A 21,012-nucleotide genomic window follows, 5' to 3' on the forward strand; every position below is an offset into this window, starting at 1 on the left:
GCGACCACTTCACGTCCAGGTCGCCCACCTTCGGCAGGGACAGCTTCCCGCCCGGCGTGATCTTCCACCGGGCGTTCGCGGTGAACCGGAGTGCCTGCCGTGCCGCTCGTCACCGGACTGCCGGGCATGGGTCCGGCCTCCTCTCTCCCTCTCCTGCGAATGTCTCCCATACCAAGAGTTTCAGAACATGAAATCTCCGTATAAGTGAAGAAGGTCCTTACTTACGCCCCCGCAACGCACACGGCGGGCGCGGGCCGGTCTCGGGGACGGCCTAGCCTGCTGCCCATGGACGATCGAGGGGCAGCGGTGGGCGGGGACGTTGGGCGGGTTCCGGGCACGGCGGGCTACGCCGAGGCCGCGGACGTGCTGGCGGTGCAGTACGAGGAGGTCACCTTCGAGCAGGTGCACCGGGAGGTGCTGCACCTGGTGCCGGGCGGCCCCGGGCGGGTGCTCGACGTGGGGGCCGGGACGGGGCGCGACGCCGCCGCGCTCGCGGGCCGCGGGCACCGGGTGGTGGCGGTCGAGCCGACGGCGGCCCTGCGCCGCCACGGGCAGCGCCTGCACGTCGGCGCCGCGATCGACTGGGTCGACGACAGCCTCCCGGAGCTCGCCTCGGCCGGGGACGGGCCGCGCTTCGACGCGGTCTTCGCCACCGCGGTCTGGATGCACCTGGACGCCGGGGAGCGGGCCCGCGCCCTCGCCAGGATCGCCGCGCTGCTGGCGCCCGGCGGCCGCTTCTTCGTACAGCTGCGCCACGGCCCGGTGCCCGCCGGCCGACGCATGTTCGAGGTGTCGGCGGAGGACACCGTCGCGGCCGGCCGGACACACGGCCTGCAGCCGCTGCACCGCTCCGAGCGCCCCGACCTCCACGGCCGGGACGGCGTCCGCTGGAGCAGCCTGGTGCTGCAGGCCGAGGGCGGCCCGATCCGGCCCTGAACGCCGGACCGCCCCCGGGGGCGCCGCGGCGTCAGCCCCGCCGACCGAGCCCGTCCAGCCCGTCCAGCCCGTCCAGCCCGTCCAGCCCGGCGGCCAGGTCCGGCCAGGTGGCCGCGAAGCCGGGGTGCAGGCGCAGCCCGGCGACCTCGGCGGGGCTGCACCACCGGTGGGCGGCCGCCTCGCCGTCGCCGCGGCGCGGGCGGAACGGCTCCAACGCCTCGGCGACGACCGTGTGGTAGGCCCAGCCGCCGTGGTCGTCGACGAAGGTGTGCAGGTGGCGCAGGACGGGGAGGCCGCCGAGTTCCTCGGCGAACTCGCGGCGCGCGCCGTCCCAGGGGCTCTCGCCGGCGTCCAGGGCGCCGCCGGGGATGCTCCAGGTGCGGCCGTGGTGGACCCGCCACGAACGTCGTTGGAGCAGCAGGTCGGGGCCCCGGAGCAGCAGCAGTCCGGCGGCGCCGTGCGGTCCCCAGTGGCGGCATCCGCGTGCGTCCCTGACGAACCCTCGGCTGCTGTCGGCCATGCTCTCCCCCTGTGCGGTGCGCCCTCGTCGGTCGGGCGGGACGGATCCGGCGGCGTTCACCGTGTGTCCCCGTGCGTCCCCGCCGCGATCCACCGGGATTCCATCGTGTCCGGGCCGGGCGGGGCAATCCGGGAGCCGGAGCGGGGCGGTCGCCCGGTTTCGGCGTGACCGTCCGAGCGGGGTTGTACGGTGCGAGGTGTGGAGATCGACGACCTCGTCCGGCTGCGCCGGGCCCGTGACCGGATGGACCGCGACTACGCGGAGCCGCTGGACGTCCCGGCGCTCGCACGGGACGCCCTCATGTCGCCCGGCCACTTCTCGCGCAGCTTCCGGGCCGCGTACGGCGAGACGCCGTACAGCTACCTCATGACCCGCCGGATCGAGCGGGCGAAGGCCCTGCTGCGGCGCGGCGACCTGTCGGTCACCGACGTCTGCATGGCGGTGGGCTGTACGTCGCTGGGGTCGTTCAGTTCGCGGTTCACCGAGCTCGTGGGCGAGAGCCCGAGCGCGTACCGGGCGCGCGACCACGACCACGGCGCGCCGATCCCGGCCTGCGTCGCGAAGATGCACACCCGGCCCGTCAGAAACGGAGAAGCGAAATCCGACGCCGGTCCGTAGCGTGTGGCCCATGGACATCAAGCTTTCGCAGTGTTTCATCGCCGTCGACGACCACGACAAGGCGCTCGCCTTCTACCGCGACGCGCTCGGCCTGGAGGTCCGCAACGACGTCGGCTTCGAGGGGATGCGGTGGGTGACGGTCGGCTCGCCGACCCAGCCGGGCGTGGAGATCGTCCTGGAGCCGCCGCTCGCCGACCCGAACGCCTCGGACGCCGACCGGCAGACGGTGGCCGAGCTGATGGCGAAGGGCCTGCTGCGCGGGGTCATCTTCCAGACGGACGACTGCGACGCCACCTTCGAGCGGGTCAGCGCGGCGGGTGCCGAGGTGCTGCAGGAACCGATGGACCAGCCGTACGGCGTGCGCGACTGCGCCTTCCGCGACCCCGCCGGGAACATGCTGCGGTTCACCCAGCCCCGCGCGGCCTGACCGCCCGCCGCGGCGGTCCACGGCCCGGCGGCCGGAAACGGCCGGCCGGGCCGTCGGCGTGCCCGCGGCACCCACGGCCTTCGCCGGCGCGCCCCTGAGGTGTCCCGTCCGGGGGCGGTGCCGCTACCGCAGCCGGTCCCGACGGCGGGTCAGGGAGGCGGTCTCGGCGGTGTTCCCCGCCAGCGCGATCGCCCGGTCGTAGGCGGCGCCCGCCTGCTGACGGAGGCCCAGCCGGCGCAGCAGCTCGGCGCGGGTCGCGTGGTAGGCGTGGTAGCCGGACAGGGCGTCGTCGAGGCGGTCGACGGCCGCCAGCGCCACCTCCGGGCCGTCGAGTTCGGCGACGGCGACGGCCCGGTTGAGGGCGACGACCGGCGAGGGGTCGAGCCGGACGAGCTGGTCGTAGAGGGCGACCACCTGCGACCAGTCGGTGTCCTCCGCGCCGGAGGCGGAGGTGTGCACGGCGTTGATCGCCGCCAGGATCTGGTAGCGCCCCGGGGCCGCGCCGGAGTCCAGTCGCTCGCGCACCAGCCGGTGGCCCTCGGCGATCAGGCTCGTGTCCCAGGCCGTGCGGTCCTGCTCGGCGAGGGAGACGAGTTCGCCCTCCGGGGAGAGGCGGGCGGTGCGGCGGGCCTCGGTGAGGAGCATCAGGGCCAGCAGTCCGGCCGCCTCGCCGTCCTGCGGCAGCAAATCGCGGAGCAGGCGGGTGAGCCGGATCGCCTCCGTGGTCAGGTCGTGGCGGAGCGGGCCGGTGTCGGGGCCGGTCACCAGGTAGCCCTCGTTGAAGATCAGGAAGAGCACGGCGAGCACGGCGGAGACCCGCCGCGGGAGGTCCTCCGCGGACGGCACCCGGTAGGGGATCCGGGCCTCCTTGATCTTGACCTTGGCGCGGGTGATCCGCCGCCCCATGGCGCTCTCCTGCACCAGGAAGGCGCGGGCGATCTCGGCCACCGTCAGACCGCCGACCATGCGGAGGGTCAGCGCCACCCGGGTGCCCGGGGCGAGCGCCGGGTGGCAGCAGGTGAAGATCAGCCGGAGCCGCTCGTCGCCGACCGGGCCGAGGGGCTCGGGTGGTCCGCCGTACACCGTCCGCGCCTCCCTCTGTTTGGCGTCGCGCCTGCTCTCTCGCCGGATCCGGTCGATGGCCCGCCGGTTGGCGGTGGTGGTCAGCCAGGCGCCGGGGTTGGGCGGCACGCCGTCGGCCGGCCAGTGCTCGACGGCGGCGGCGAACGCCTCGGCCGCCGCCTCCTCGGCGGTGTCGAGGTCGCCGTACCGTCCGGTCAGGACGGCGACCAGCCGGGCCCACTCCTCGCGGTGGGCCCGGGTGATCGCCTCCTGGACGTCGGTCGCGCTCACAGGACGGGCCGCACCTCGACCTTCCGGTTGCAGGCCTTCGAGCCTGCGGTGGCCAGGCCGATCGCCACGTCGAGGTCGGGCGCCTCGACGATCCAGAAGCCGACGAGGTACTCCTTCGACTCCAGGAAGGGCCCGTCGGTGAGCACCGTCTCCTCGCCGCGGTCGTCGATCACCGTGGCCGTGTCGGGCCCGCCGAGCCCGGCGGCGAAGACCCAGTGCCCCTCGGCCACCAGCCGCTCGTTGAACACGTCGATCGCCGCCATCTCCTCGGCGGTGGCGAGCGCGGCGCTGTCGTGGATCACCGAAAAGAGGTACTGCATCGCAACCGTCTCCTGTGCGTCGGGGACGCCCCTCACGGGCGACCGCTCACCCCTTCCACGAACGGCGCCGCCCCGATCCGACACCCCGGACGGAATTCCTTCGAGGAATTTCCGGGGCGGCGGTCGCGAGCGGTCCGGGACCGACGGTATCCCCTCCCGGCCCGCCGGGACGGCGTCCGAGCCGTCCACCGGCCGGGGCGCGCGGGGAGGCGACCGGACGGCGGAGCGCGCGGGCACGGCCGGAGCCCGCACCGGTTGACGCCGTGTCCGGCGTCGCCCAGCGACCGGGGCACCCTGTGGCGAGGGCCGCCCCCGGCCGTTTCCCCGGACCGGGCCGAAGGCATGATGCGACTGTCCCACCGGCCCGGACGCCCCGGCCGTTCCCCGCCCCCGTACGCGGACAGCCCCGTCCCGTACCCGACCGCCGCCGAAAGGGCCCGCTCAGTGACGAGTACCGCCTCGACGCCCTCGACCGCCTCCGACCCCGGTGCCGCCGCCTCCGTCGACGCGGCCCAGCGCCGCGTCCTGACCGTGCTGGTCGCCTCGCAGGTGCTCAGCGGTGCCGGGCTGGCCGCCGGGATCACCGTCGGCGCCCTGCTGGCGCAGGAGATGCTCGGTTCGGCCGGGCTGGCCGGTCTGCCGAGCGCGCTGTTCACGGCGGGCAGTGCGCTGGCCGCGATCGCCGTCAGCCGCATCTCGGCGGCCCGCGGACGCCGGCCCGGGCTGGCCCTCGGCTACGCGACCGGCGCGGTCGGCAGCGCGGGCGTGATCGCCGCCGCCGTCGCCGACAGTCCCGTGCTGCTGTTCGCCGCCCTGCTGGTCTACGGCGCGGGCAGCGCGACCAATCTGCAGGCCCGCTACGCCGGGGCCGATCTCGCCGCGCCGACCCACCGGGCCCGCGCCGTCTCCACCGTGCTGGTCGCCACCACGCTCGGCGGCATCGCGGGCCCGAACCTCGCGGCGCCCACCGGCGACCTCGCGGCGGGCCTCGGCATACCCCGGCTGGCGGGACCGTTCCTGCTGGCCGGCGTCGCGTACGCGGCGGCGGCCGCCGTCCTCGCGATCTGGCTGCGCCCCGACCCGCTGCTGCTGGCCCGGGAGCGCACCGCCTCCGCCGGTGCGGACGCCGGCGGGTCGGTGGCCGCCGTGCCGGGGACGACGCCCGCCGGGGTGCGGCGCGGAGTGCTGCTCGGGACCTCGGTGATGGTCCTCACCCAGCTCGTCATGGTGGCGGTGATGACGATGACGCCCGTCCACATGCACGACATGGGCCACGGCACCGCGGCCTCGGGCCTGGTCATCGCGGTCCACATCGGTGCGATGTACCTGCCGTCACCGCTGACCGGCCGGCTCGTCGACCGCTACGGGCGGACGGCCCTGGCGACGGCCTCCGGGCTGACCCTGCTCGCGGCGGGCGTGCTGGCGGCGTCCGCGCCCGGCGGCTCCGTCCCGCTGCTCGCGCTGGCGCTCGCCCTGCTCGGCCTGGGCTGGAACTTCGGCCTGGTCGCGGGCACCGCGATCATCACCGATGCGGTGCCGCTGGCGACCAGGGCGAGGACGCAGGGCATGGTCGACGTCGCCATCGCCGTCTCCGGCGCCGCCGGCGGCCTGGCCTCCGGCGCCGTCGTCGACCTCGCCGGCTACCCCGTGCTGGCCCTCGGCGGCGGCCTGCTCGCCCTCGCCGTCCTGCCCGCGGTCGTGTTGACCGCCCGCGGCGGCGCGGCGGTCGCACCCCGGCCGTGACCGCTCCCGGCCCCGCACACGACTGCCGCCGCCGGCAGAGGGCCGGCGGCGGCAGTCGGGGGTGGGGGTGTCCGCGGACGTCAGCCGGCGAAGGCCTCGATCACGGACCAGACGGCGAGCAGGCCCATGCAGACGCCGCCGACGCGCTGGACCATCCGCAGCGGCACCCGCTTGGCGATGAAGCGGCCGACCACCAGGGCGAGCGCGGAGACGCTCATCAGCGCGGCGGCCGAGCCGATCGCGGTGGAGAGCACGCCGTTGGTGGCCGCGAGGTTGGCCGTGGTGATCTGGGTCAGGTCGCCCCACTCGCCGATGAACACGGCCATGAACGCGGCCGTCCACACCGGCCAGAACCCGGTCACCGTGCGGCCGGCCTCGTCCGCGCCGTCGTCGTCACCGCCGCTGCGCAGCAGCACGAAGGCGCCGAAGGCGAAGAGGGCGGCCGAGAGCAGCTTGACGGCGACGTTCGGCAGCAGGCCGATGAGGCTTCCGGCGCCGACGGCGATGGCGACGTGGACGATGAAGGCACTGGAGGTGCCGATCCAGACGTAGAGCGGGCGCATCCGCGTGCCCATGGCGAGGGACGCGAACATCGTCTTGTCGGGGAGTTCGGCGAGGAAGATCAGACCGAAGGCGGTGAGGATCGCCACGGGGTCGAGGGACATCCGGGAGCTCTCTGCTGGGGCCGGGCCGGAGTGTCGGTGCGAACACCCTTCGCGGGTGGTCCGGGAGGACGCCTCGGCCCGGCACGACGAATCGACCCCCGCGGGTGCGGGCGCCGGTCATGCCTTGCCGAAGGTCTCGTCCACCGCACCACCCGGAGGTGCTGCGGCCCGGCGGCCGGGCCGTCCGCTGGTGTGCGGGCGTCCAGTGTGTCGACGTACCGGTGTTTCGGGACTACTCCCCTTCGCACTTCGAGTGTACCCGGGCCGCACGGCGTACCGGCGCCGGGGCCCCGTCAGCCGACGACCGGGCTCCGGCGCTCCAGCAGGACGACGTCGCGCCAGCGGCCGTGGTGCCGGCCGAGGCGTTCGCGGGTGCCGACGACCCGGAAGCCGGCCCTGGCGTGCAGGGCGAGGCTGGCCGTGTTCTCCGGGAAGACGCCGGACTGCACCGTCCAGATGCCGGCGGCGTCGGTGGAGGCGAGCAGCGCCCGCAGCAGGGTGAGGCCGACGCCCCGGCCGCGGGCCTCCGGGTGGACGTAGACGGAGTGCTCGACCACGCCCGCGTAGGCGCAGCGGTCGGAGACCGGCGAGACGGCGGCCCAGCCGAGCACCCGGCCGCCGTCGAGGGCGACCAGGCGGTGTTCGGGGAGGCGGGCGGCGTCGAAGGCCGCCCCGTCGGGGGCGGTGGTCTCGAAGGTGGCGTCGCCGCCGTCGATCCCGTGCCGGTAGATCGCGAGGACGTCGGCGGCGTGCTCGGGGAGCATCGCGGCCACCGTCACCGGGGTCATGCGGCGGCCTCGACGCCGAGGTCGGCGAGCAGGCCGCGGACGTGCTGCTCGATCCGGTCGCGGATCGGCCGGACGGCGTCGACGCCCTGCCCGGCCGGGTCGTCGAGCTTCCAGTCGAGGTACCGCTTGCCGGGGAAGTACGGGCAGGCGTCGCCGCAGCCCATGGTGATCACGACGTCGGACGCCTGGACGGCCTCGGTGGTGAGCACCTTCGGGACCTCGGCCGAGATGTCGATCCCGACCTCCTTCATCGCCTCGACCACGGCCGCGTTCACGGTCCCGGCGGGCGCGGAGCCGGCGGAGCGGACCTCGACCCGCTCCCGGCCGAGGTGGGCGAGGAGGGCGGCTGCCATCTGGGAGCGGCCGGCGTTGTGCACGCAGACGAACAGCACGGACGGGACGGCGGGAGCGCTCACGGATCGGTTCCTTCGGTCGGCGGTCGGCGGGAGGGCGGGGGTCAGCGGGGGTCAGCGGCCGGCGGCGGCGTGGTGGTGGTCGCCGTGCGGGACGGCGGCGTCCTCGGCGGCGGCTCCGGCGCGGCCGAACAGCACCGGGAGCAGGGCGAGGCCGACGGCCAGGCCGAGGAGCTGGGCGGCGACGAACGGCCCGACGGAGGCGGGGGCGATGCCGGCGAACGTGCCGGTGACGGCGCGGCCGACGGTCACGGCGGGGTTCGCGAAGCTGGTAGAGGAGGTGAACCAGTACGCGGCACCGATGTAGCCGGCGACCGCGGCCGGGGCGAGGTGCCCGCGGCCGGCCCGGGCCAGGCCGAGGGCCAGCAGGACCAGGCCGGCGGTGGCGACCACCTCGCCCAGCCACAGGTACGGTGCCCAGCGGTCGTGGGTGGACGCGGCGACGAGCGGTTCGGCGAACATGGCGTTCGCCAGCACCGCGCCGCCGATCGCCCCGGACACCTGCGCCGCTGCGTACGCGGCGACCTCGCGGAGGTCCGGTCCCCCGCCGCCCCGGCGGCCGGTCCACCAGGCGGCGAGGGTGACGACGGGGTTGAAGTGGGCGCCGGAGACCGGGCCGAGCAGGACGATCAGCACACCGAGGCCGAACACGGTGGCCAGCGAGTTGGCGAGCAGCTGCACCCCGACGTCGTGGGAGAGCTGCGCGGCCTGGATGCCCGAGCCGACCACCACGGCGACCAGTGCGGCCGTGCCGAGGAACTCGACCGCGGCGCGCCGCCCGAGCGGCGGGGAGGCGCTCATGCCGCACCACCGGCGGGGGCGCCGGCCGGGGCCCGGAGCAGGGCGGAGAGCTGGGCGAGCGCGGCGGGCAGCACCCAGTAGTAGACCCAGGTGCCGCGCCGCTCGGAGCCGACCAGGCCGGCCTGCCGCAGCACCTTGAGGTGGTGCGAGACGGTCGGCTGGGAGACGTCGAACGGGCCGGTCAGGTCGCAGACGCAGGCCTCGCCGCCCTCGTGCGAGGCGATCAGCGAGAGCAGCCGCAGGCGGACCGGGTCCGACAGCGCCTTGAACATCCGCGCCAGATCGGCGGCCGCCTCCTCGCCGAGCGGCTCGCGCACCATCGGTGAGCAGCACACCCCGGCATCGTCCTGGTCGAGGACCACCAGCTCCTAATTCGACATACGTCTATGTTGACATCCGTCGATTCAGGAGAGCAAGCTCGACTGTATCGACAATCGTCGATACAAGACCTCGGATCGGGGAGACCGTCGTGTCCCGTGTTCAGCTCGCCCTGCGCGTCGCCGACCTGGAAGGCTCCGTCGCCTTCTACACCAAGCTGTTCGGCACCGGGCCGGCCAAGCGCCGTCCCGGCTACGCGAACTTCGCCGTCGCCGAGCCCCCCGCTCAAGCTCGTCCTGATCGAGGGCGCGGCGGACGGGGAGACCCGCCTCGACCACCTCGGGGTCGAGGTCGCCTCCACCGAGGAGGTCGCCGCGGCGGCCGCCCGCCTCCGGGACGAGGGCCTGGCCACCGCCGAGGAGAACGACACCTCCTGCTGCTACGCGCTCCAGGACAAGGTGTGGGTGCACGGCCCCGGCCGGGAGCCCTGGGAGGTGTACGTCGTGAAGGCCGACGCCCACACGCTCACCAAGGGCGCCGACGGCCCGGACACCTGCTGCGGCACGACCGCCGATGCCGCCACCGACACCGCTTCCGCGGGCTGCGCCTGCGGCTGACCGCTCCCGTCCCCTGCGCGGGAGCGGCCGGTGCCGCGGGCGCGGCGGCGCCCGGGCGCCGCCGGTCAGCCGCCGAGCGGGGGCCGCTCGACGGACACCGGGATGCCGTAGTCGGAGAAGTCGATCACCGTCCGCCGGACGATCGGCTCGGTGTCGGCGTCCCCGGTCCGGCCGGTGAGGACGGTCTGCACGGTGACGGACCGGTACCGGCCGCCGACCAGGTCGACCCGGCCGGTCACGGTGTTGTCGCCCGTCCCCCGCTCCCCCGTGTACGGGGAGTCGTGCGAGACGTAGGAGAAGTCGTACGTCTCGCTGCCGCCGGGGCCTGTGGTGCGGGTGACCGTGCCGCGGGAGCGCAGTTCGGCGAGGAGCTCCCGGGGCTGCACGGCGACGAGGCCGGCGGTGGGCAGGGTGCCGCGCGGACCGACCGGCGGATTGCCCGCGCGCCAGGCGCGGCCGCCCGTCCGGTTGAACTCCTCCGCGCCGAGGATGCGCCACTCCGTCCCGCCGGCCTCCCATGCCAGCTGCGCCCGGTGCGAGGCGGGGTCGGCCGCACCCCGGTAGGTCTGGGGCGGCGGGAAGCGGTCGGGACCCCCCTGGCCCTCCACGGTGTACGTCAGGGTGATCCGGTAGCCGGTGCCGCGCGCCCCCGCGGCGGGCGCCGCCGGCCCGGCCGCGGACCCCCCGGCGAACGGCGGGAACACCCCCACCGCGGCGGCCGCGAGGGCGGCGGCTCCGGCACCGATCGCGGTGCGCGCCAGGAGCCGGGTCCGGCGGGCCCGGTGCCCGCGGAGCAGCAGTGCGCCGACCGGGGCCGGCCGGGCCGGCACGGGGCCGGGCAGTGTCCTGATCGCCTCGATCAGTTCGTCCTGCGGGTTCGTCACAGTGCGGCCTCCTGGCGTTCGGGCAGGGCCGCGCGCAGCCGCGCCATGGCCCTGGAGTTGTGGCTCTTGACCGAGCCGACCGTGCAGCCGAGCACGGCGGCGGTCTCCTTCTCACTGAGGTCCTCGATGTGCCGCAGCACCACCACGGCCCGCTGCCGGTCGGGCAGGGCGAGCAGGGCGCGGCGCAGGGCGCCGTCCGGCTCCCCGCCCGGCCCGGCCGGGTCGCCGGTCGGGTCGGCGGTGTCGGGGGTCTCGGCGGTGAGCAGTTCGCGGCGACGGCGGCGCCAGCGGCTGATGCTGCCGTTGGCCAGCATCCGCCGCAGGTAGGCGTGCGGGTCCGCAGCCTGCCGGGGCCAGCGCACGTACAGCTTGACCAGGCAGTCCTGGAGCAGGTCCTGGCCGCGGTGCGGGTCGCCCGTCAGCAGCTCGGCGGTCCGCAGGTGGCGCTGCCAGGCGGCCTGGACGAAGGCCGCGTAGTCGGCGTCTCTCGTTGATCGACTCACGCTCCTCACACGCTCGGGAGGGGCGGAAAGGTTGTCAGCCGGCGGAACGATCCTGCGGGGCCCTCGGAACCGGCGGGCGCGGAGGTGCGGGCGGGCGCGGAGGTGCGGGCGGGCGCGGAGGTGCGGGCGGGCGCGGCGGCCGTCAGGCTGGAGGCGATGCCCCTTAGGTGAGGCTAACCGCAGTCGGTCCGGGGGCCGTCCGCCGCCGTGTATCCCGGAGGGTGCCCGATGTCCGGTCCGCAGATCGCCCTGCTCGGTGCCGTCGCGGGTGTCACCGTCTTCCTGGGGCTGCCGGTGGCCCGCCTGCGCCGGCCCGTGCCCCGGCTGCGCGCCGCACTGAACGCCGTGGCGATCGGCGTCCTGCTCTTCCTGCTCTGGGACGTCCTCGGCGCGGCGTGGGAGCCGACCGGCGAGGAGCTGTCCGCGCACGACTGGGGCACCGCGGCGCAGAACGGCCTGGTGCTGGCCGCCGGGCTGACGGTCGGTCTGCTGGGGCTCGTCCGCTACGACCGGTGGGCGGCCCGCCGGAACGCGCCGGACCCGCCCCGCTCCCCCGGCCCCGGTGCCGCGGCGGCCACCGGCCCGGCCGCCGGCGCCCGCTCGCACGCCGCCGGCCTCGCCCTGATGATCGCCACCGGGATCGGCCTGCACAACTTCGCCGAGGGCCTGGCGATCGGCAACTCGGCGGCGCGGGGCGACATCTCGCTTGCCGTCCTGCTGGTGATCGGGTTCGGCCTGCACAACGCGACGGAGGGCTTCGGGATCGTGGCGCCGCTGGCCGCCGCGGGCGAACGGCCGTCCTGGGGCAGCCTGGCTGTGCTCGGGCTGATCGCCGGCGGCCCGACCTTCGTCGGCACGCTGATCGGCCGACGGGTGGTGGACGAGACGGTCGGCGTCGCCTTCCTCGGCCTGGCCGCCGGCTCGATCCTCTACGTGGTGATCGAGCTGTTGGCCGTCGCCCGGCGGACGGGCACGAAGGAGCTGACCGCCTGGATGGTCCTGCTCGGTCTGCTGCTCGGCTTCGGCACGGACGCGGTGCTCGTCGCGGCGGGCGTCTGAGGGGGCGTCCGCCCGCCCCGGCCCAGGGCCGGTTCGGCAGCCGTACACCGGGGTCGTCTATTGTGCGGGCCGATCCGATCCGTCCCCCGGGGGAGAGCACGATGGGCATGTCGACAGCACCGGCCGGGCCGCCCGGGCTCCGGCGGCACCTGGGCGTGTTCGACGCCGTGGTGATCGGCCTCGGGGCCATGATCGGCGCGGGCGTCTTCGCCGCGTTCGCCCCGGCGGCCGCGGCCGCCGGCTCCGGCCTGCTGCCGGCCCTCGCCCTGGCCGGGGTGGTCGCGTACTGCAACGCCACCTCCTCCGCCCGCCTGGCCGCCCGCCACCCGGCCTCGGGCGGCACCTACGTGTACGGCCGCGAGCGGCTCGGGCCGTTCTGGGGGTACCTGGCCGGGTGGGCGTTCGTGGTCGGCAAGACCGCGTCCTGCGCGGCGATGGCGCTGACGGTGGGCTCCTACCTGTGGCCCGCGCAGGCGCACGCCGTCGCGGTGGCGGCCGTGGTGGTGCTGACCGCGGTGAACTACGTCGGGGTGCAGAAGGCCGCCCGGCTCACCCGGGCGATCGTCGCCACCGTCCTGGCGGTGCTGGCCGTCGTGGTGACGGTCTGCCTGTCCGGCGGCGCCGCGGACCCGGGGCGCTGGGCGGTCGGTGCGGACGCCGGGCCGCACGGCGTGCTGCAGGCGGCCGGCCTGCTGTTCTTCGCCTTCGCCGGGTACGCCCGCATCGCCACCCTCGGCGAGGAGGTGCGGGATCCGCAGCGCACCGTACCGCGGGCCGTCGGCATCGCCCTGGCGGTCACGCTGGTCGTCTACACGCTGGTCGGGCTCGCCCTGCTGGCGGTGCTCGGCCCGGACGGACTGGCCGCCACCACCGCCCCGCTGGCGGACGCCGTCCGGGCCGTGGGCGCCCCCGGGCTCGTCCCGGTCGTCCGGGCGGGCGCGGCCGTCGCCGCCCTGGGCTCGCTGCTCGCGCTGATCCTCGGTGTCTCCCGCACCACGCTCGCGATGGCCCGCGACCGGCACCTGCCGCACGCGCTGGCCGCCGTGCATCCGCGCTTCCACGTCCCGCACCGCGCCGAACTGGCCGTGGGCGCGGTGGTCGCCGTCCTCGCCGCCACCGCGGACGTCCGCGACGCGATCGGCTTCTCCTCCTTCGGCGTGCTCGTCTACTACGCGATCGCCAACGCCTCCGCACGCACCCTCACCCCGGCCGAGGGCCGCCCACCGCGCGCCGTACCGGTGGTCGGCGCCGCGGGCTGCCTGGTCCTGGCCTTCGCACTGCCGGCGTCCTCGGTACTGCAGGGAGCAGCGGTGCTCGCCGTGGGGGCCGCCGCGTACGGCCTGCGCCGACTCCCCGCCCGGGGCTGACCGCCCCCTGCCGGGTCGCGGCTCAGGGCCGGCCGAGGCAGAGGGTGTAGTCGGTCCGGCCGCGCCGCAGCACGAGCGAGGCCTCCGAACCGGGCACGGCGGCGCAGGCGCCCGGGTGGACCGCGTCGAAGCGGGCGACGACCCGGAAGTCCGCATCGCGGTCGGTGCAGTCGACGACCACGGCCCCGGGCAGCGCCGGCTCCGCGTCACGGTGGATGCAGTCACCGACGGCGGCGTAGTCCGTGCTGGTGGTGGCGTCCCACGCGAAGGCGCCGACGATCAGGGCCGGGATCAGCAGCCCGAGGAGCTCGACGCGCAGGAGCAGGGGCCGGCCGGGGCTCAGCGGTGCACGGCCCGTCCCCGGGACGGAGACCGGGTCCGGGTCCAGGTCCGGCAGTCGGCGGATCCGCCGCAGGCTCAGCAGGTTGAGGAGCAGCACCACCGGGTTGACGACCAGTGAGAAGATGCCCGTCCAGCCCTGCCAGAGGGTCCGCGCGGTCAGGCTCCGGTGCACCGCCGTCCCGCAGGTGCGGCAGAACGGGCCCTCGGCCCTGGGGAAGCGCATCAGCAGGAAGAAGGCCTGGTGCCCGCGGAAGGTCGCTTCGGCAGCCGGCCCGGACCCGCAGACCTCGCAGCGCGGCACGGCCTCGGACGGCGTCGTCGGCGCGGGTGCGGGCACGGGGTCCTGACGGCTCACGGACGGCTCCGCCGTGGGTCCGGGATGCGGGTGAGGAGTTCGCGGGCGGCCCGGGTGAGGCGGGTGGTGATCTCCGTGGGTGAGGGGCCGGGCGGGGAGGGGCTCCAGAGGGCCCGCACCGCGTCGATCATGGGGGTCAGGGCCTCGTGTGCGCCGTGGACTTCGACGATCTCGTCCATGATGAGGGCGGCGCCCTCGCCGGGGTCGAGGCGGCCGGCGACGATCTCGGCGGCCCACCAGCGGGCGAGCGGCAGGCCGTCGGGGCCGCCGTCGGCGGGCGGCAGGCCGAAGCCGAGCTCGTCGGTGACCTGTGCGAACAGCTCTGCGGCAAGGTCGCGTTCGACGGTGAGCAGCCCGGCGAGCGGTGCCAGTGACGGGGCGTCCACCCCGGCCCACAGGGCGCGGTCGGCCGCGTGGATCAGCTCCGTCGTGTCGCCGCGCCGGCCGTCGGCCCATCCGTGGGCGATGGTGCGCAACTCCTCCACCGCCTCCGCGGTGGTCCGCGGTTCGCTCGTCGTCATGCCGGCATGCTGTCATCCGCCGCGGACGGTCCGTGCGGGAGGGTGCGCGGGCGACCCGGCTGCTCGGCCGAATCGTGCGTGCGGGTGGCCGCGGGCGGAGGATCCGTGCGGTTCGGTGGGCGGGGCGGCCCGCGGGGGCACGATTCGGGGACCGTCTACCCAGGAGGAGTGGCCATGTCGGCTCCCGTTCATCTGTCCGCGCTGCGCGAGTCGGCCGAGGGGCTGCGACCGGGTCTGGTGGAGCTGCGGCGGGCGCTGCACCGGGAGCCCGAGATCGGGCTCGACCTGCCGTCGACCCGGGCGCGGGTGCTGGCGGCCCTGGAGGGGCTGCCGCTGGAGGTCACCCTCGGCGAGAAGCTGAGCTCGGTGACGGCGGTGCTGCGCGGCGGCCGTCCGGGCCCGGCGGTGCTGCTCCGCGCCGACCTGGACGCCCTGCCGGTGCAGGAGACCGCCGACCTGCCGTACGCCTCGCAGGTGCCGGGGGCGATGCACGCCTGCGGGCACGACCTGCACACCGCCGCGCTGGTCGGCGCGGCCCGGCTGCTGGCGGAGCGGCAGCAGGAGCTGGCGGGCAGTGTGGTGTTCATGTTCCAGCCCGGTGAGGAGGGCGGGGGCGGCGCCGCGCTGATGGTCGACGAGGGGGTGCTGGACGCGGCCGGCGAGCGGGTCGTGGCGGCGTACGCGCTGCACGTGGGGGCGGCGCTGCTGCCGGGCGGCTGGGTGGCGGGCCGGCCGGGTCCGATCATGGCGGCCTCGGACACGCTGCGGGTGACGGTGCGGGGCCGTGGCGGTCACGGGTCGAGCCCGCACCTGGCGCTGGACCCCGTCCCGGCGGCCTGCGAGGCGGTGCTCGCGCTGCAGACGATGGCGACCCGGCGGTTCGACGCGTTCGACCCGGTGGTGGTGACGGTCGGCACCTTCCACGCCGGGACGGTGGAGAACGTGATCCCGGACGAGGCGGTGTTCGCGGCGACGGTCCGCTCGTTCTCGCCGGAGGCGCGCGAGCGGGTGGTCGAGGAGGCGGTGCGGGTGGTGCGGGGCGTCGGCGAGGCGCACGGCATGGAGGTGACGGCGGCCGTCGAACCGGGCTACCCGGTGACGGTGAACGACGCCGCGGAGGCGGCCTTCGCCGCGGACACCGCCCGGCGGCTGCTCGGTGACGACCGGTACGTGGAGATGCCGCGGCCGGTGGCGGGCTCGGAGGACTTCGGTGTGCTGGCGCAGCTGGTGCCCGGGGCGTACCTGATGCTCGGTGCCTGCCCGCCCGGACGCGACCCCTTCACGGCGGCCTACAACCACTCGGCGCAGGCCGAGTTCGACGACGGGGTGCTGCCGGACGCGGCCGCCCTGCTGGCGGCGCTGGCGCTCGGCAGGCTGGCGCGCGGCTGACCGCAGCTGCCGGCCGAATGCCGTGGCCCGTCGGGCCGCCCGGGATCACTCCGCGGGCGGCCCGGCGGGCCACGGGTCGATGGGCCAGGGGTCGATGGGGACGTAGCCGTGCGCCCGGCCGTCCTGGGTGAGCAGCCGGCCGACCAGTTTGACGGTGCGCAGGGTCACCAGCCGGTCGCGGACCCGCAGCCGGTCGAAGCGCCTGGCCAGCTCCTCCTCCAGCCGCCGCAGTTCCGGCAGCCGGCGGACCATCAGGTAGAGCGCGAGGTTGGCCCGGCCGACGGTCACCGCGCACATCCGGGCCTGCGGCAGGCCGGCCAGCCACCCGGCGGCCTCCTCCAGCCGGCCGGGCGGCACCTCCAGCCAGAGCAGCACGGCGAGCGGGTTGCCGGTGACCCGCGGCGAGGCGTCGCAGCGCAGCACCAGCCGTCCGGAGTCCCGGAGTTCGGCGAGCCGGCGGCGGACGGTGGTGGCGGGCAGGCCGGTCCGTTCGGCGAGTTCGGCGTAGGGCATCCGGCCGTCGCCGCCGAGGGCCTGCATCAGGGCGAGGTCCTCCTCGATCTGCCGGCCGGCGCGGGGGCTGCGGTGCTCGCCCGGCGGTTCGGCGATCGCGCGGCGCTGTTCGGCGTCGAGGGCGCCGCCGCTCCACCGGCTGCCCTCGCGGACGGTCCGTTCGACCAGGGCCGTCCGGGTGCGCCCGATCCCGGGCACGGCGCAGATCTGTTCCAGCAGGTGGCCGGCGAGCGCGGCCGGGTCGGCGGCGCCGACGGTGAGCAGCAGGTTGGCGCTGCCGGTGACGACCTCGATCGAGGCGATCTGCGGGTGTCCGGACAGGGCCCGGGCGACCTCGGCGACCCGGCCGGAGCCGCACTCGACCTCGACCAGCGCGGTGAGGCCGCGGCCGATCCGGTCCGCGGAGGGGTAGCAGGTGACCCAGGCGTCGCCGTCCGCCTCCAGCCTGGCCCAGCGCCGGGAGAGGGTCGCCGGGTCGACGCCGAGCGGTCCCGCCAGCCGGGACCAGGGGGCCCGCGGGTCCACCCTGAGCGCGTCCACCAGGGCCAGGTCCAGCTCGTCGATCATGGCCGATCCTTGCGCGGAGAGGGCCGCAGGTGCGAAATCGTGCGGCTCGGGCTCGTGAACCCCCAGGTTAGCCATCCTTACGGCCACCCCCGCCGCCCCTCCGCCCCCACGGATGTGCCCATGACCGAGACCGTCCCCCTTGCGGTCGCCCCCGTCCGGACGGCCGTCCGGGCGGCCGTCCCGCTGCTCGTCCTGGTGGAGTTCGCCAGCGGTGTGCTGCAGGGCGGATTCCCGATCCTGCTGCCGCGCCTCGGCGAGCAACTGCACCTCGACGCCGGCGACCTGAGCCTCGCGCTCGGCGTGGAGTTCCTGGTGTCCGGCGTCGCCGTGCCGCTCACCTCCCGGCTGGGCGACCTGCACGGCCACCGGCTGCTGCTGCGCGTCACCGTGCTGCTGACCCTGCTCGGCGCCGTCTGCACGGCGCTCGCCCCGGACCTGCCGCTGCTGCTGCTCGGCCGCGCCCTGTCCGGGTTCCTGGCCTGCTGGCTGCCGCTGGAGTTCGCGATCCTGCGGGACGGTCTCGGCGAGGAGCGCGGCGGCCGGGCGGTCGGCCCGCTGGTCGGTTCGCTGACCGTCGGCTCGACCCTCGGCGCGCTCGCCGTCGGCGGCCTGGGGACGAGCGAGGCCGCCACCCGGCCGCTGCTGTGGTTCCTCGCGGTGCTGCCGCTGCTGGCGCTGCCGGTGGTGTGGTGGCTCGTCCCGGACTCGCGGACCCGGGCGCACGGCCGGATCGACTGGCCCGGTGCGGCGCTGCTGTCGCTCGGCCTGACCCTGCTGCTGGCGGGTCTCGGCGGCAGCGCCGTGCTGCCGGGCGCCGCGGCCGCACTGCTGCTGGTGCTCGGGCCGGTGCTGCTGGCGCTGTTCGTCCGGCACGAACTGCGCACCGACCGGCCGATGGTGGATGTCCGGCTGCTGTCCCGCCGCGCCACCGCACCGGTGTTCGCGCTGAGCTTCCTGCTGGGCTGCGCCCTGTACGGCGCGCAGGGCCCGACCCTGGCCTTCGAGGCGGCGGACCCGGCGGAGACCGGTTACGGCCTCGGTGCGGTGCCGCTGCAACTGGGTCTGCTGTACCTGCCGCAGACCGTGGCCGCCATGGCCGGCGCGATCGTCGCGGACCGGCTGGCCCGCCGTCACGGCGCGGCCGGCGTCCTCGCGGTCGGCTTCGGACTGTGCGCGGCCGGCTACGCGGCGATCGCGGCCGGACACCACGCCTTCTGGCAGTTCGCCGTCCCGGGCGCGGTCTGCGGCTTCGGCGCAGGGCTGGGTTTGAGCCTGCTGCCGGGCCTGCTGATGCGGCGTCTCCCCCGCGACCAGACGGGGATCGGCACCGGCGTCTACAACACCCTGAAGTCGCTGGCGGGCGCTGCCGCGGGCGCGGGGGCGGCTGCCGTGCTGGACCACCTGCTGCTGCACCCGGGCGTGCCGGAGGAGGGCGCCTACACGGCGGTCTGGACGGTCTGCGCGCTGGCCTGCGCGCTCGGCACCCCGATCGCGCTGGCCCTGCGCCCGCGGGACCGGTAGCACCGGGCGTGCGAGTCCACGCGTCCTGGTGTCCGCTGCGGTCAGGCCGGGCGGCAGTAGCGGCGGACGAGTTCCTCGTGGCCGGGGAAGCGCCGCAGCAGGTCGTCGACCCGGCCGAGCGTCATGTCGGCGTAGTCGAAGCCGGGCACCACGGCCTCGCTGATCAGGCCGTGGTCCCCGGACTCGAGGTGCGAGGCCTTCCAGACGCCGCCCGGGACGGCGAGCGTCAGGAGTTCGCCGCGGCCCGGGTCCTGGCCGAGGACGGCGCGCCCGTACCGGCCGTCCGGGTGGAGCAGGTGGTAGGTGATCGGCTCGCCGTGGTGGTGGAAGTGCAGGATGTCCGACCGGTTGAGGTGCCAGTGCCCGATCGGCGACCAGTGGGTCAGCAGGTAGTGGATGGCGGTCACGGCGAACCGGTCGCCGGACGGCGTCGGCACCGCGGGCCGGTGGTCCGCCTGGTAGGTGCGGCGGAAGTAGCCGCCCTCCACGTGCGGCTCCAGGCCCAGCGAGTCGATCCACTCCTGCGCCGTCGGCATGGCGTCACTCTCCCTCGTCCGGGTCGGTGGCCGGGTCATCCCTCGGGCACCTCGACGATGACCAGTGTGCCGTGGCTGCCGGGCCGGACGGCGTGCCGCGCGCCGGCGGGCACCCAGGCGAGACCGCCCGGGCCGACGGTGGACTCGGCGCCGTCCACGACGAGTTCGAGCCGGCCGTCGAGGACCAGCAGGGCCTCGGCGGTGGGGTGGTGCTCGGTGTCGAGCGTTCGCCCGTCCATCCGGAGGACCTTCACCGCGGCGCCGCCGACCTGGCCGAGCAGGCGGGAGCTCCAGGCGGCGGGCAGCGCCGCGGCGACCGCGGCCAGGTCGACGGGCACCGGGGCACCGGTGGTGGAGCCGGCGGCCGGGTCAGCAGCGGACGGAGTGACGGCGGTCGGGTCGGCAGGGGTCACGGCAGGCCTCCTCGGCGGCACGCCCCGCTGCGGGGGCGTCCGATCGGTGGTTTCGGGATTGCCTGGAACCTATCCGCACCGGAGGGCCGGTTGGTCGACCGTTCGGTAAAACTTGGCGGGCCGACGGCCGGTCAGGGCCCCGCGGCTCCGGCCGCGGTGTCGAGGTCGGCCACGGTCTCGGCGAGCCAGGCGCGTTCGGCCGCGCCGGAGGCCCGCGCGACCAGGAGCATGCCGCGCCGGAAGGGGTTCGGTTCGTTCTCGGCGGTCACCGGCTCGCCGTCCCCGTCGTAGAAGAAGCTGCTCGGCTCCTGGAGGAAGGCGAGGCGTCGGCGCAGGACGGCGGCCCGGTCGGCCCGGTCGGCATCCGGGGCGTCTGGGCCGCACCGGCCCTCGCCGCGCTCGTCCGACTCGCCCTGATGCACCTGCTGCCCGGCACCCCGTCCCGACCCGGCCGTCCGGCAGCCGACCGCACGACCCCGTCCCGCACCACAGCCCGCCGGGCGCCTGCACGCTGAACCCCGGTCCACCGCCGCACCGCCGACGACGGGCCCGCACCCGGCACCGACCCGGCGTTCCCGTACGCACGAGCAGCTCGCAGCGGCGAGGCCGACGGGACGTCAGTCCGCGACGGCGCCGCAGGTGATGTTGACCGAGGCGGCCGTGATGCTGGCGGCCCCGTCCGAGGCGAGGAAGGCGGCGACCCGGCCGACGTCCGCCAGTCCGGCGGCGCGGCCGAGCATGGTCTTGCCGACGATCATCTCGGTGATCGCGTCGCGGGCCGGTTCCGAGGCCGGGACGGTCTCCGGGATGCCGCCGGTGTGCAGGGTCACCACGCGGATGCCGTGCGGGCCGAGTTCGGCGGCGAGCTGCCGGCGCAGGGTGCCGGTCGCCTCCAGGGCCACCTGGAAGCCGCCGATGAAGTAGTTGCGGATCGGGTCGCGCCCGCCGTCGCCGCCGAAGTTGAGGATCACGCCGGAGCCCTGCGGGACCATGTGCCGGGCGGCGGCCCGGGCGGTCAGGAACATCGACCGGACGGCGTTCACCACCGGCCGTTCGAAGTCCGCCAGCGTCATCCCGGCGAGCGGGGTGCCGTGCACGTCGCCGTACGAGATCAGGTCGAAGGAGATGTCGATGCTTCCGAACCGCTCCGCGACCGCGTCGGCGTGCCGGTCTACGGCCTCCTCGTCGAGTGCGTCGACCACGGCGGTCTCGGCGGCGCCTCCCGTGGCGCGGATCCGCGCGGCCACCCGGTCGAGGCTCTCCTGCGTCCGGCCGGCCAGGTGCACCCGGGCGCCCTCCTCGGCGAACGCCCGCGCCACGGCACCGCCGATCGCACCGCCGCCGCCGTAGATCACGGCGTTCCTGTTCTCCAGCAGCACCCGCGTCCTCCTCCTGGCCGTCCCCTCCAGGGAACCGGCCCGGCGGCGGCCCGCCCGGCATCCCGCCGCGGCGCGTCCGGGTGAACCGGCTGCGCCGCGTCCGCTTGTGCTAGCCACCGGTACCGGGTGATAGCTATGCTGTCG

The 21,012-nt window shown here is 75.9% G+C and carries 25 protein-coding genes and 1 pseudogene; 9 read left to right on the forward strand and 17 right to left on the reverse strand.

Annotated features, from left to right (window positions below; translation table 11 throughout):
- The first annotated feature begins 285 nt into the window (after positions 1-285).
- Entirely contained in the window at positions 286-936 is a 651-nt protein-coding gene (locus IE98_RS0104455) for a class I SAM-dependent methyltransferase (protein ID WP_052390123.1), read from the forward strand.
- 31 nt (positions 937-967) lie between these two features.
- Here IE98_RS0104455 and IE98_RS0104460 read toward each other — a convergent pair whose 3' ends face one another.
- Entirely contained in the window at positions 968-1,456 is a 489-nt protein-coding gene (locus IE98_RS0104460; protein ID WP_043173442.1) for an NUDIX domain-containing protein, read from the reverse strand.
- Positions 1,457-1,654: 198 nt separating this feature from the next.
- On the opposite strand from IE98_RS0104460, the gene IE98_RS0104465 reads away from it, so the two are divergent.
- Together IE98_RS0104465 and IE98_RS0104470 are read left to right on the forward strand one after the other, a co-directional pair.
- The gene (locus IE98_RS0104465) at positions 1,655-2,074 is read left to right on the forward strand and encodes a helix-turn-helix transcriptional regulator (RefSeq protein WP_030264427.1); all 420 of its coding nucleotides are present in this window, start codon (positions 1,655-1,657) and stop codon (positions 2,072-2,074) included.
- 10 nt (positions 2,075-2,084) lie between these two features.
- The gene (locus tag IE98_RS0104470) at positions 2,085-2,501 is read left to right on the forward strand and encodes a VOC family protein (protein ID WP_030264429.1); all 417 of its coding nucleotides are present in this window, start codon (positions 2,085-2,087) and stop codon (positions 2,499-2,501) included.
- 123 nt (positions 2,502-2,624) lie between these two features.
- Here IE98_RS0104470 and IE98_RS0104475 read toward each other — a convergent pair whose 3' ends face one another.
- The gene (locus IE98_RS0104475; protein WP_030264431.1) at positions 2,625-3,854 is read right to left on the reverse strand and encodes an RNA polymerase sigma factor; all 1,230 of its coding nucleotides are present in this window, start codon (positions 3,852-3,854) and stop codon (positions 2,625-2,627) included.
- Positions 3,851-4,174 carry a YciI family protein gene (locus tag IE98_RS0104480; RefSeq protein WP_030264433.1) on the reverse strand — a complete coding sequence of 108 codons (324 nt, stop codon included), beginning with the start codon at positions 4,172-4,174 and terminating at the stop codon, positions 3,851-3,853. Before IE98_RS0104480 ends, IE98_RS0104475 begins: the two co-directional genes overlap by 4 nt.
- Positions 4,175-4,618: 444 nt before the next feature.
- On the opposite strand from IE98_RS0104480, the gene IE98_RS0104485 reads away from it, so the two are divergent.
- Positions 4,619-5,917, forward strand: coding sequence for an MFS transporter (locus IE98_RS0104485; protein WP_030264434.1), 1,299 nt, complete (start codon positions 4,619-4,621; stop codon positions 5,915-5,917).
- 80 nt (positions 5,918-5,997) lie between these two features.
- Here the strand turns inward: IE98_RS0104485 and IE98_RS0104490 are convergent, their stop codons facing one another.
- The 5 genes from IE98_RS0104490 to IE98_RS0104510 all read right to left on the reverse strand — a co-directional run bounded on the left by IE98_RS0104490 (position 5,998) and on the right by IE98_RS0104510 (position 8,904).
- The gene (locus IE98_RS0104490) at positions 5,998-6,582 is read right to left on the reverse strand and encodes a TMEM165/GDT1 family protein (protein WP_030264440.1); all 585 of its coding nucleotides are present in this window, start codon (positions 6,580-6,582) and stop codon (positions 5,998-6,000) included.
- 293 nt (positions 6,583-6,875) lie between these two features.
- The gene (locus tag IE98_RS0104495) at positions 6,876-7,370 is read right to left on the reverse strand and encodes a GNAT family N-acetyltransferase (protein ID WP_030264442.1); all 495 of its coding nucleotides are present in this window, start codon (positions 7,368-7,370) and stop codon (positions 6,876-6,878) included.
- Positions 7,367-7,786: an arsenate reductase ArsC gene (locus IE98_RS0104500; RefSeq protein ID WP_030264445.1), complete on the reverse strand. Its 420-nt coding sequence runs from the start codon at positions 7,784-7,786 to the stop codon at positions 7,367-7,369. Before IE98_RS0104500 ends, IE98_RS0104495 begins: the two co-directional genes overlap by 4 nt.
- A gap of 51 nt (positions 7,787-7,837) precedes the next feature.
- Positions 7,838-8,584 carry an aquaporin gene (locus IE98_RS0104505; RefSeq protein WP_043173445.1) on the reverse strand — a complete coding sequence of 249 codons (747 nt, stop codon included), beginning with the start codon at positions 8,582-8,584 and terminating at the stop codon, positions 7,838-7,840.
- Entirely contained in the window at positions 8,581-8,904 is a 324-nt protein-coding gene (locus IE98_RS0104510; protein ID WP_043173467.1) for an ArsR/SmtB family transcription factor, read from the reverse strand. The genes IE98_RS0104505 and IE98_RS0104510 overlap by 4 nt, the downstream gene beginning before the upstream one ends.
- 149 nt (positions 8,905-9,053) lie before the next feature.
- Here IE98_RS0104510 and IE98_RS42015 point away from each other — a divergent pair.
- Positions 9,054-9,519: pseudogene (locus IE98_RS42015) on the forward strand (ArsI/CadI family heavy metal resistance metalloenzyme).
- Positions 9,520-9,584: 65 nt separating this feature from the next.
- Here the strand turns inward: IE98_RS42015 and IE98_RS48895 are convergent.
- Together IE98_RS48895 and IE98_RS0104525 are read right to left on the reverse strand one after the other, a co-directional pair.
- On the reverse strand, positions 9,585-10,403 hold the full coding sequence (locus IE98_RS48895) for a hypothetical protein (RefSeq protein WP_030264453.1): 819 nt from the start codon (positions 10,401-10,403) through the stop codon (positions 9,585-9,587).
- Positions 10,400-10,906, reverse strand: coding sequence for a SigE family RNA polymerase sigma factor (locus IE98_RS0104525; protein WP_030264456.1), 507 nt, complete (start codon positions 10,904-10,906; stop codon positions 10,400-10,402). The genes IE98_RS48895 and IE98_RS0104525 overlap by 4 nt, the downstream gene beginning before the upstream one ends.
- Before the next feature lie 228 nt (positions 10,907-11,134).
- On the opposite strand from IE98_RS0104525, the gene IE98_RS0104535 reads away from it, so the two are divergent.
- Entirely contained in the window at positions 11,135-11,965 is an 831-nt protein-coding gene (locus IE98_RS0104535; protein WP_030264459.1) for a ZIP family metal transporter, read from the forward strand.
- Between the two features lie 107 nt (positions 11,966-12,072).
- Complete coding sequence (locus IE98_RS0104540) at positions 12,073-13,332, forward strand: APC family permease (protein WP_420706162.1); 1,260 nt, start codon at positions 12,073-12,075, stop codon at positions 13,330-13,332.
- 22 nt (positions 13,333-13,354) lie between these two features.
- Here IE98_RS0104540 and IE98_RS47715 read toward each other — a convergent pair whose 3' ends face one another.
- Positions 13,355-14,029: an LppU/SCO3897 family protein gene (locus IE98_RS47715; protein ID WP_052390124.1), complete on the reverse strand. Its 675-nt coding sequence runs from the start codon at positions 14,027-14,029 to the stop codon at positions 13,355-13,357.
- Positions 14,026-14,550, reverse strand: coding sequence for a hypothetical protein (locus tag IE98_RS42025; RefSeq protein WP_052390125.1), 525 nt, complete (start codon positions 14,548-14,550; stop codon positions 14,026-14,028). The genes IE98_RS47715 and IE98_RS42025 overlap by 4 nt, the downstream gene beginning before the upstream one ends.
- 174 nt (positions 14,551-14,724) lie before the next feature.
- On the opposite strand from IE98_RS42025, the gene IE98_RS0104555 reads away from it, so the two are divergent.
- Entirely contained in the window at positions 14,725-15,939 is a 1,215-nt protein-coding gene (locus tag IE98_RS0104555) for a M20 metallopeptidase family protein (RefSeq protein ID WP_030264469.1), read from the forward strand.
- Between the two features lie 45 nt (positions 15,940-15,984).
- Here the strand turns inward: IE98_RS0104555 and IE98_RS51850 are convergent, their stop codons facing one another.
- Positions 15,985-17,019: an Lrp/AsnC family transcriptional regulator gene (locus IE98_RS51850; protein WP_052390126.1), complete on the reverse strand. Its 1,035-nt coding sequence runs from the start codon at positions 17,017-17,019 to the stop codon at positions 15,985-15,987.
- A gap of 120 nt (positions 17,020-17,139) precedes the next feature.
- Here IE98_RS51850 and IE98_RS0104565 point away from each other — a divergent pair, with 120 nt between their 5' ends.
- Positions 17,140-18,540 carry an MFS transporter gene (locus IE98_RS0104565; RefSeq protein ID WP_052390127.1) on the forward strand — a complete coding sequence of 467 codons (1,401 nt, stop codon included), beginning with the start codon at positions 17,140-17,142 and terminating at the stop codon, positions 18,538-18,540.
- A gap of 41 nt (positions 18,541-18,581) precedes the next feature.
- On the opposite strand, the gene IE98_RS0104570 is transcribed toward IE98_RS0104565, so the two are convergent.
- From IE98_RS0104570 to IE98_RS0104585, 4 genes are all read right to left on the reverse strand, one after another.
- Positions 18,582-19,076, reverse strand: coding sequence for a cupin domain-containing protein (locus tag IE98_RS0104570; RefSeq protein WP_030264476.1), 495 nt, complete (start codon positions 19,074-19,076; stop codon positions 18,582-18,584).
- A 35-nt stretch (positions 19,077-19,111) separates the two neighbouring features.
- On the reverse strand, positions 19,112-19,414 hold the full coding sequence (locus tag IE98_RS0104575) for a cupin domain-containing protein (RefSeq protein WP_030264479.1): 303 nt from the start codon (positions 19,412-19,414) through the stop codon (positions 19,112-19,114).
- Positions 19,415-19,620: 206 nt separating this feature from the next.
- Positions 19,621-19,911, reverse strand: coding sequence for a hypothetical protein (locus tag IE98_RS42030; RefSeq protein WP_030264486.1), 291 nt, complete (start codon positions 19,909-19,911; stop codon positions 19,621-19,623).
- Between the two features lie 195 nt (positions 19,912-20,106).
- Positions 20,107-20,868 (reverse strand): SDR family NAD(P)-dependent oxidoreductase, encoded by a 762-nt coding sequence (locus IE98_RS0104585; protein ID WP_030264489.1) that lies wholly within the window; start codon positions 20,866-20,868, stop codon positions 20,107-20,109.
- Positions 20,869-21,012: the final 144 nt, after the last annotated feature.

It is taken from the genome of Streptomyces sp. NRRL B-24484 (assembly GCF_000717715.1).
In the GTDB taxonomy this organism is placed as follows: Bacteria; Actinomycetota; Actinomycetes; order Streptomycetales; family Streptomycetaceae; genus Kitasatospora.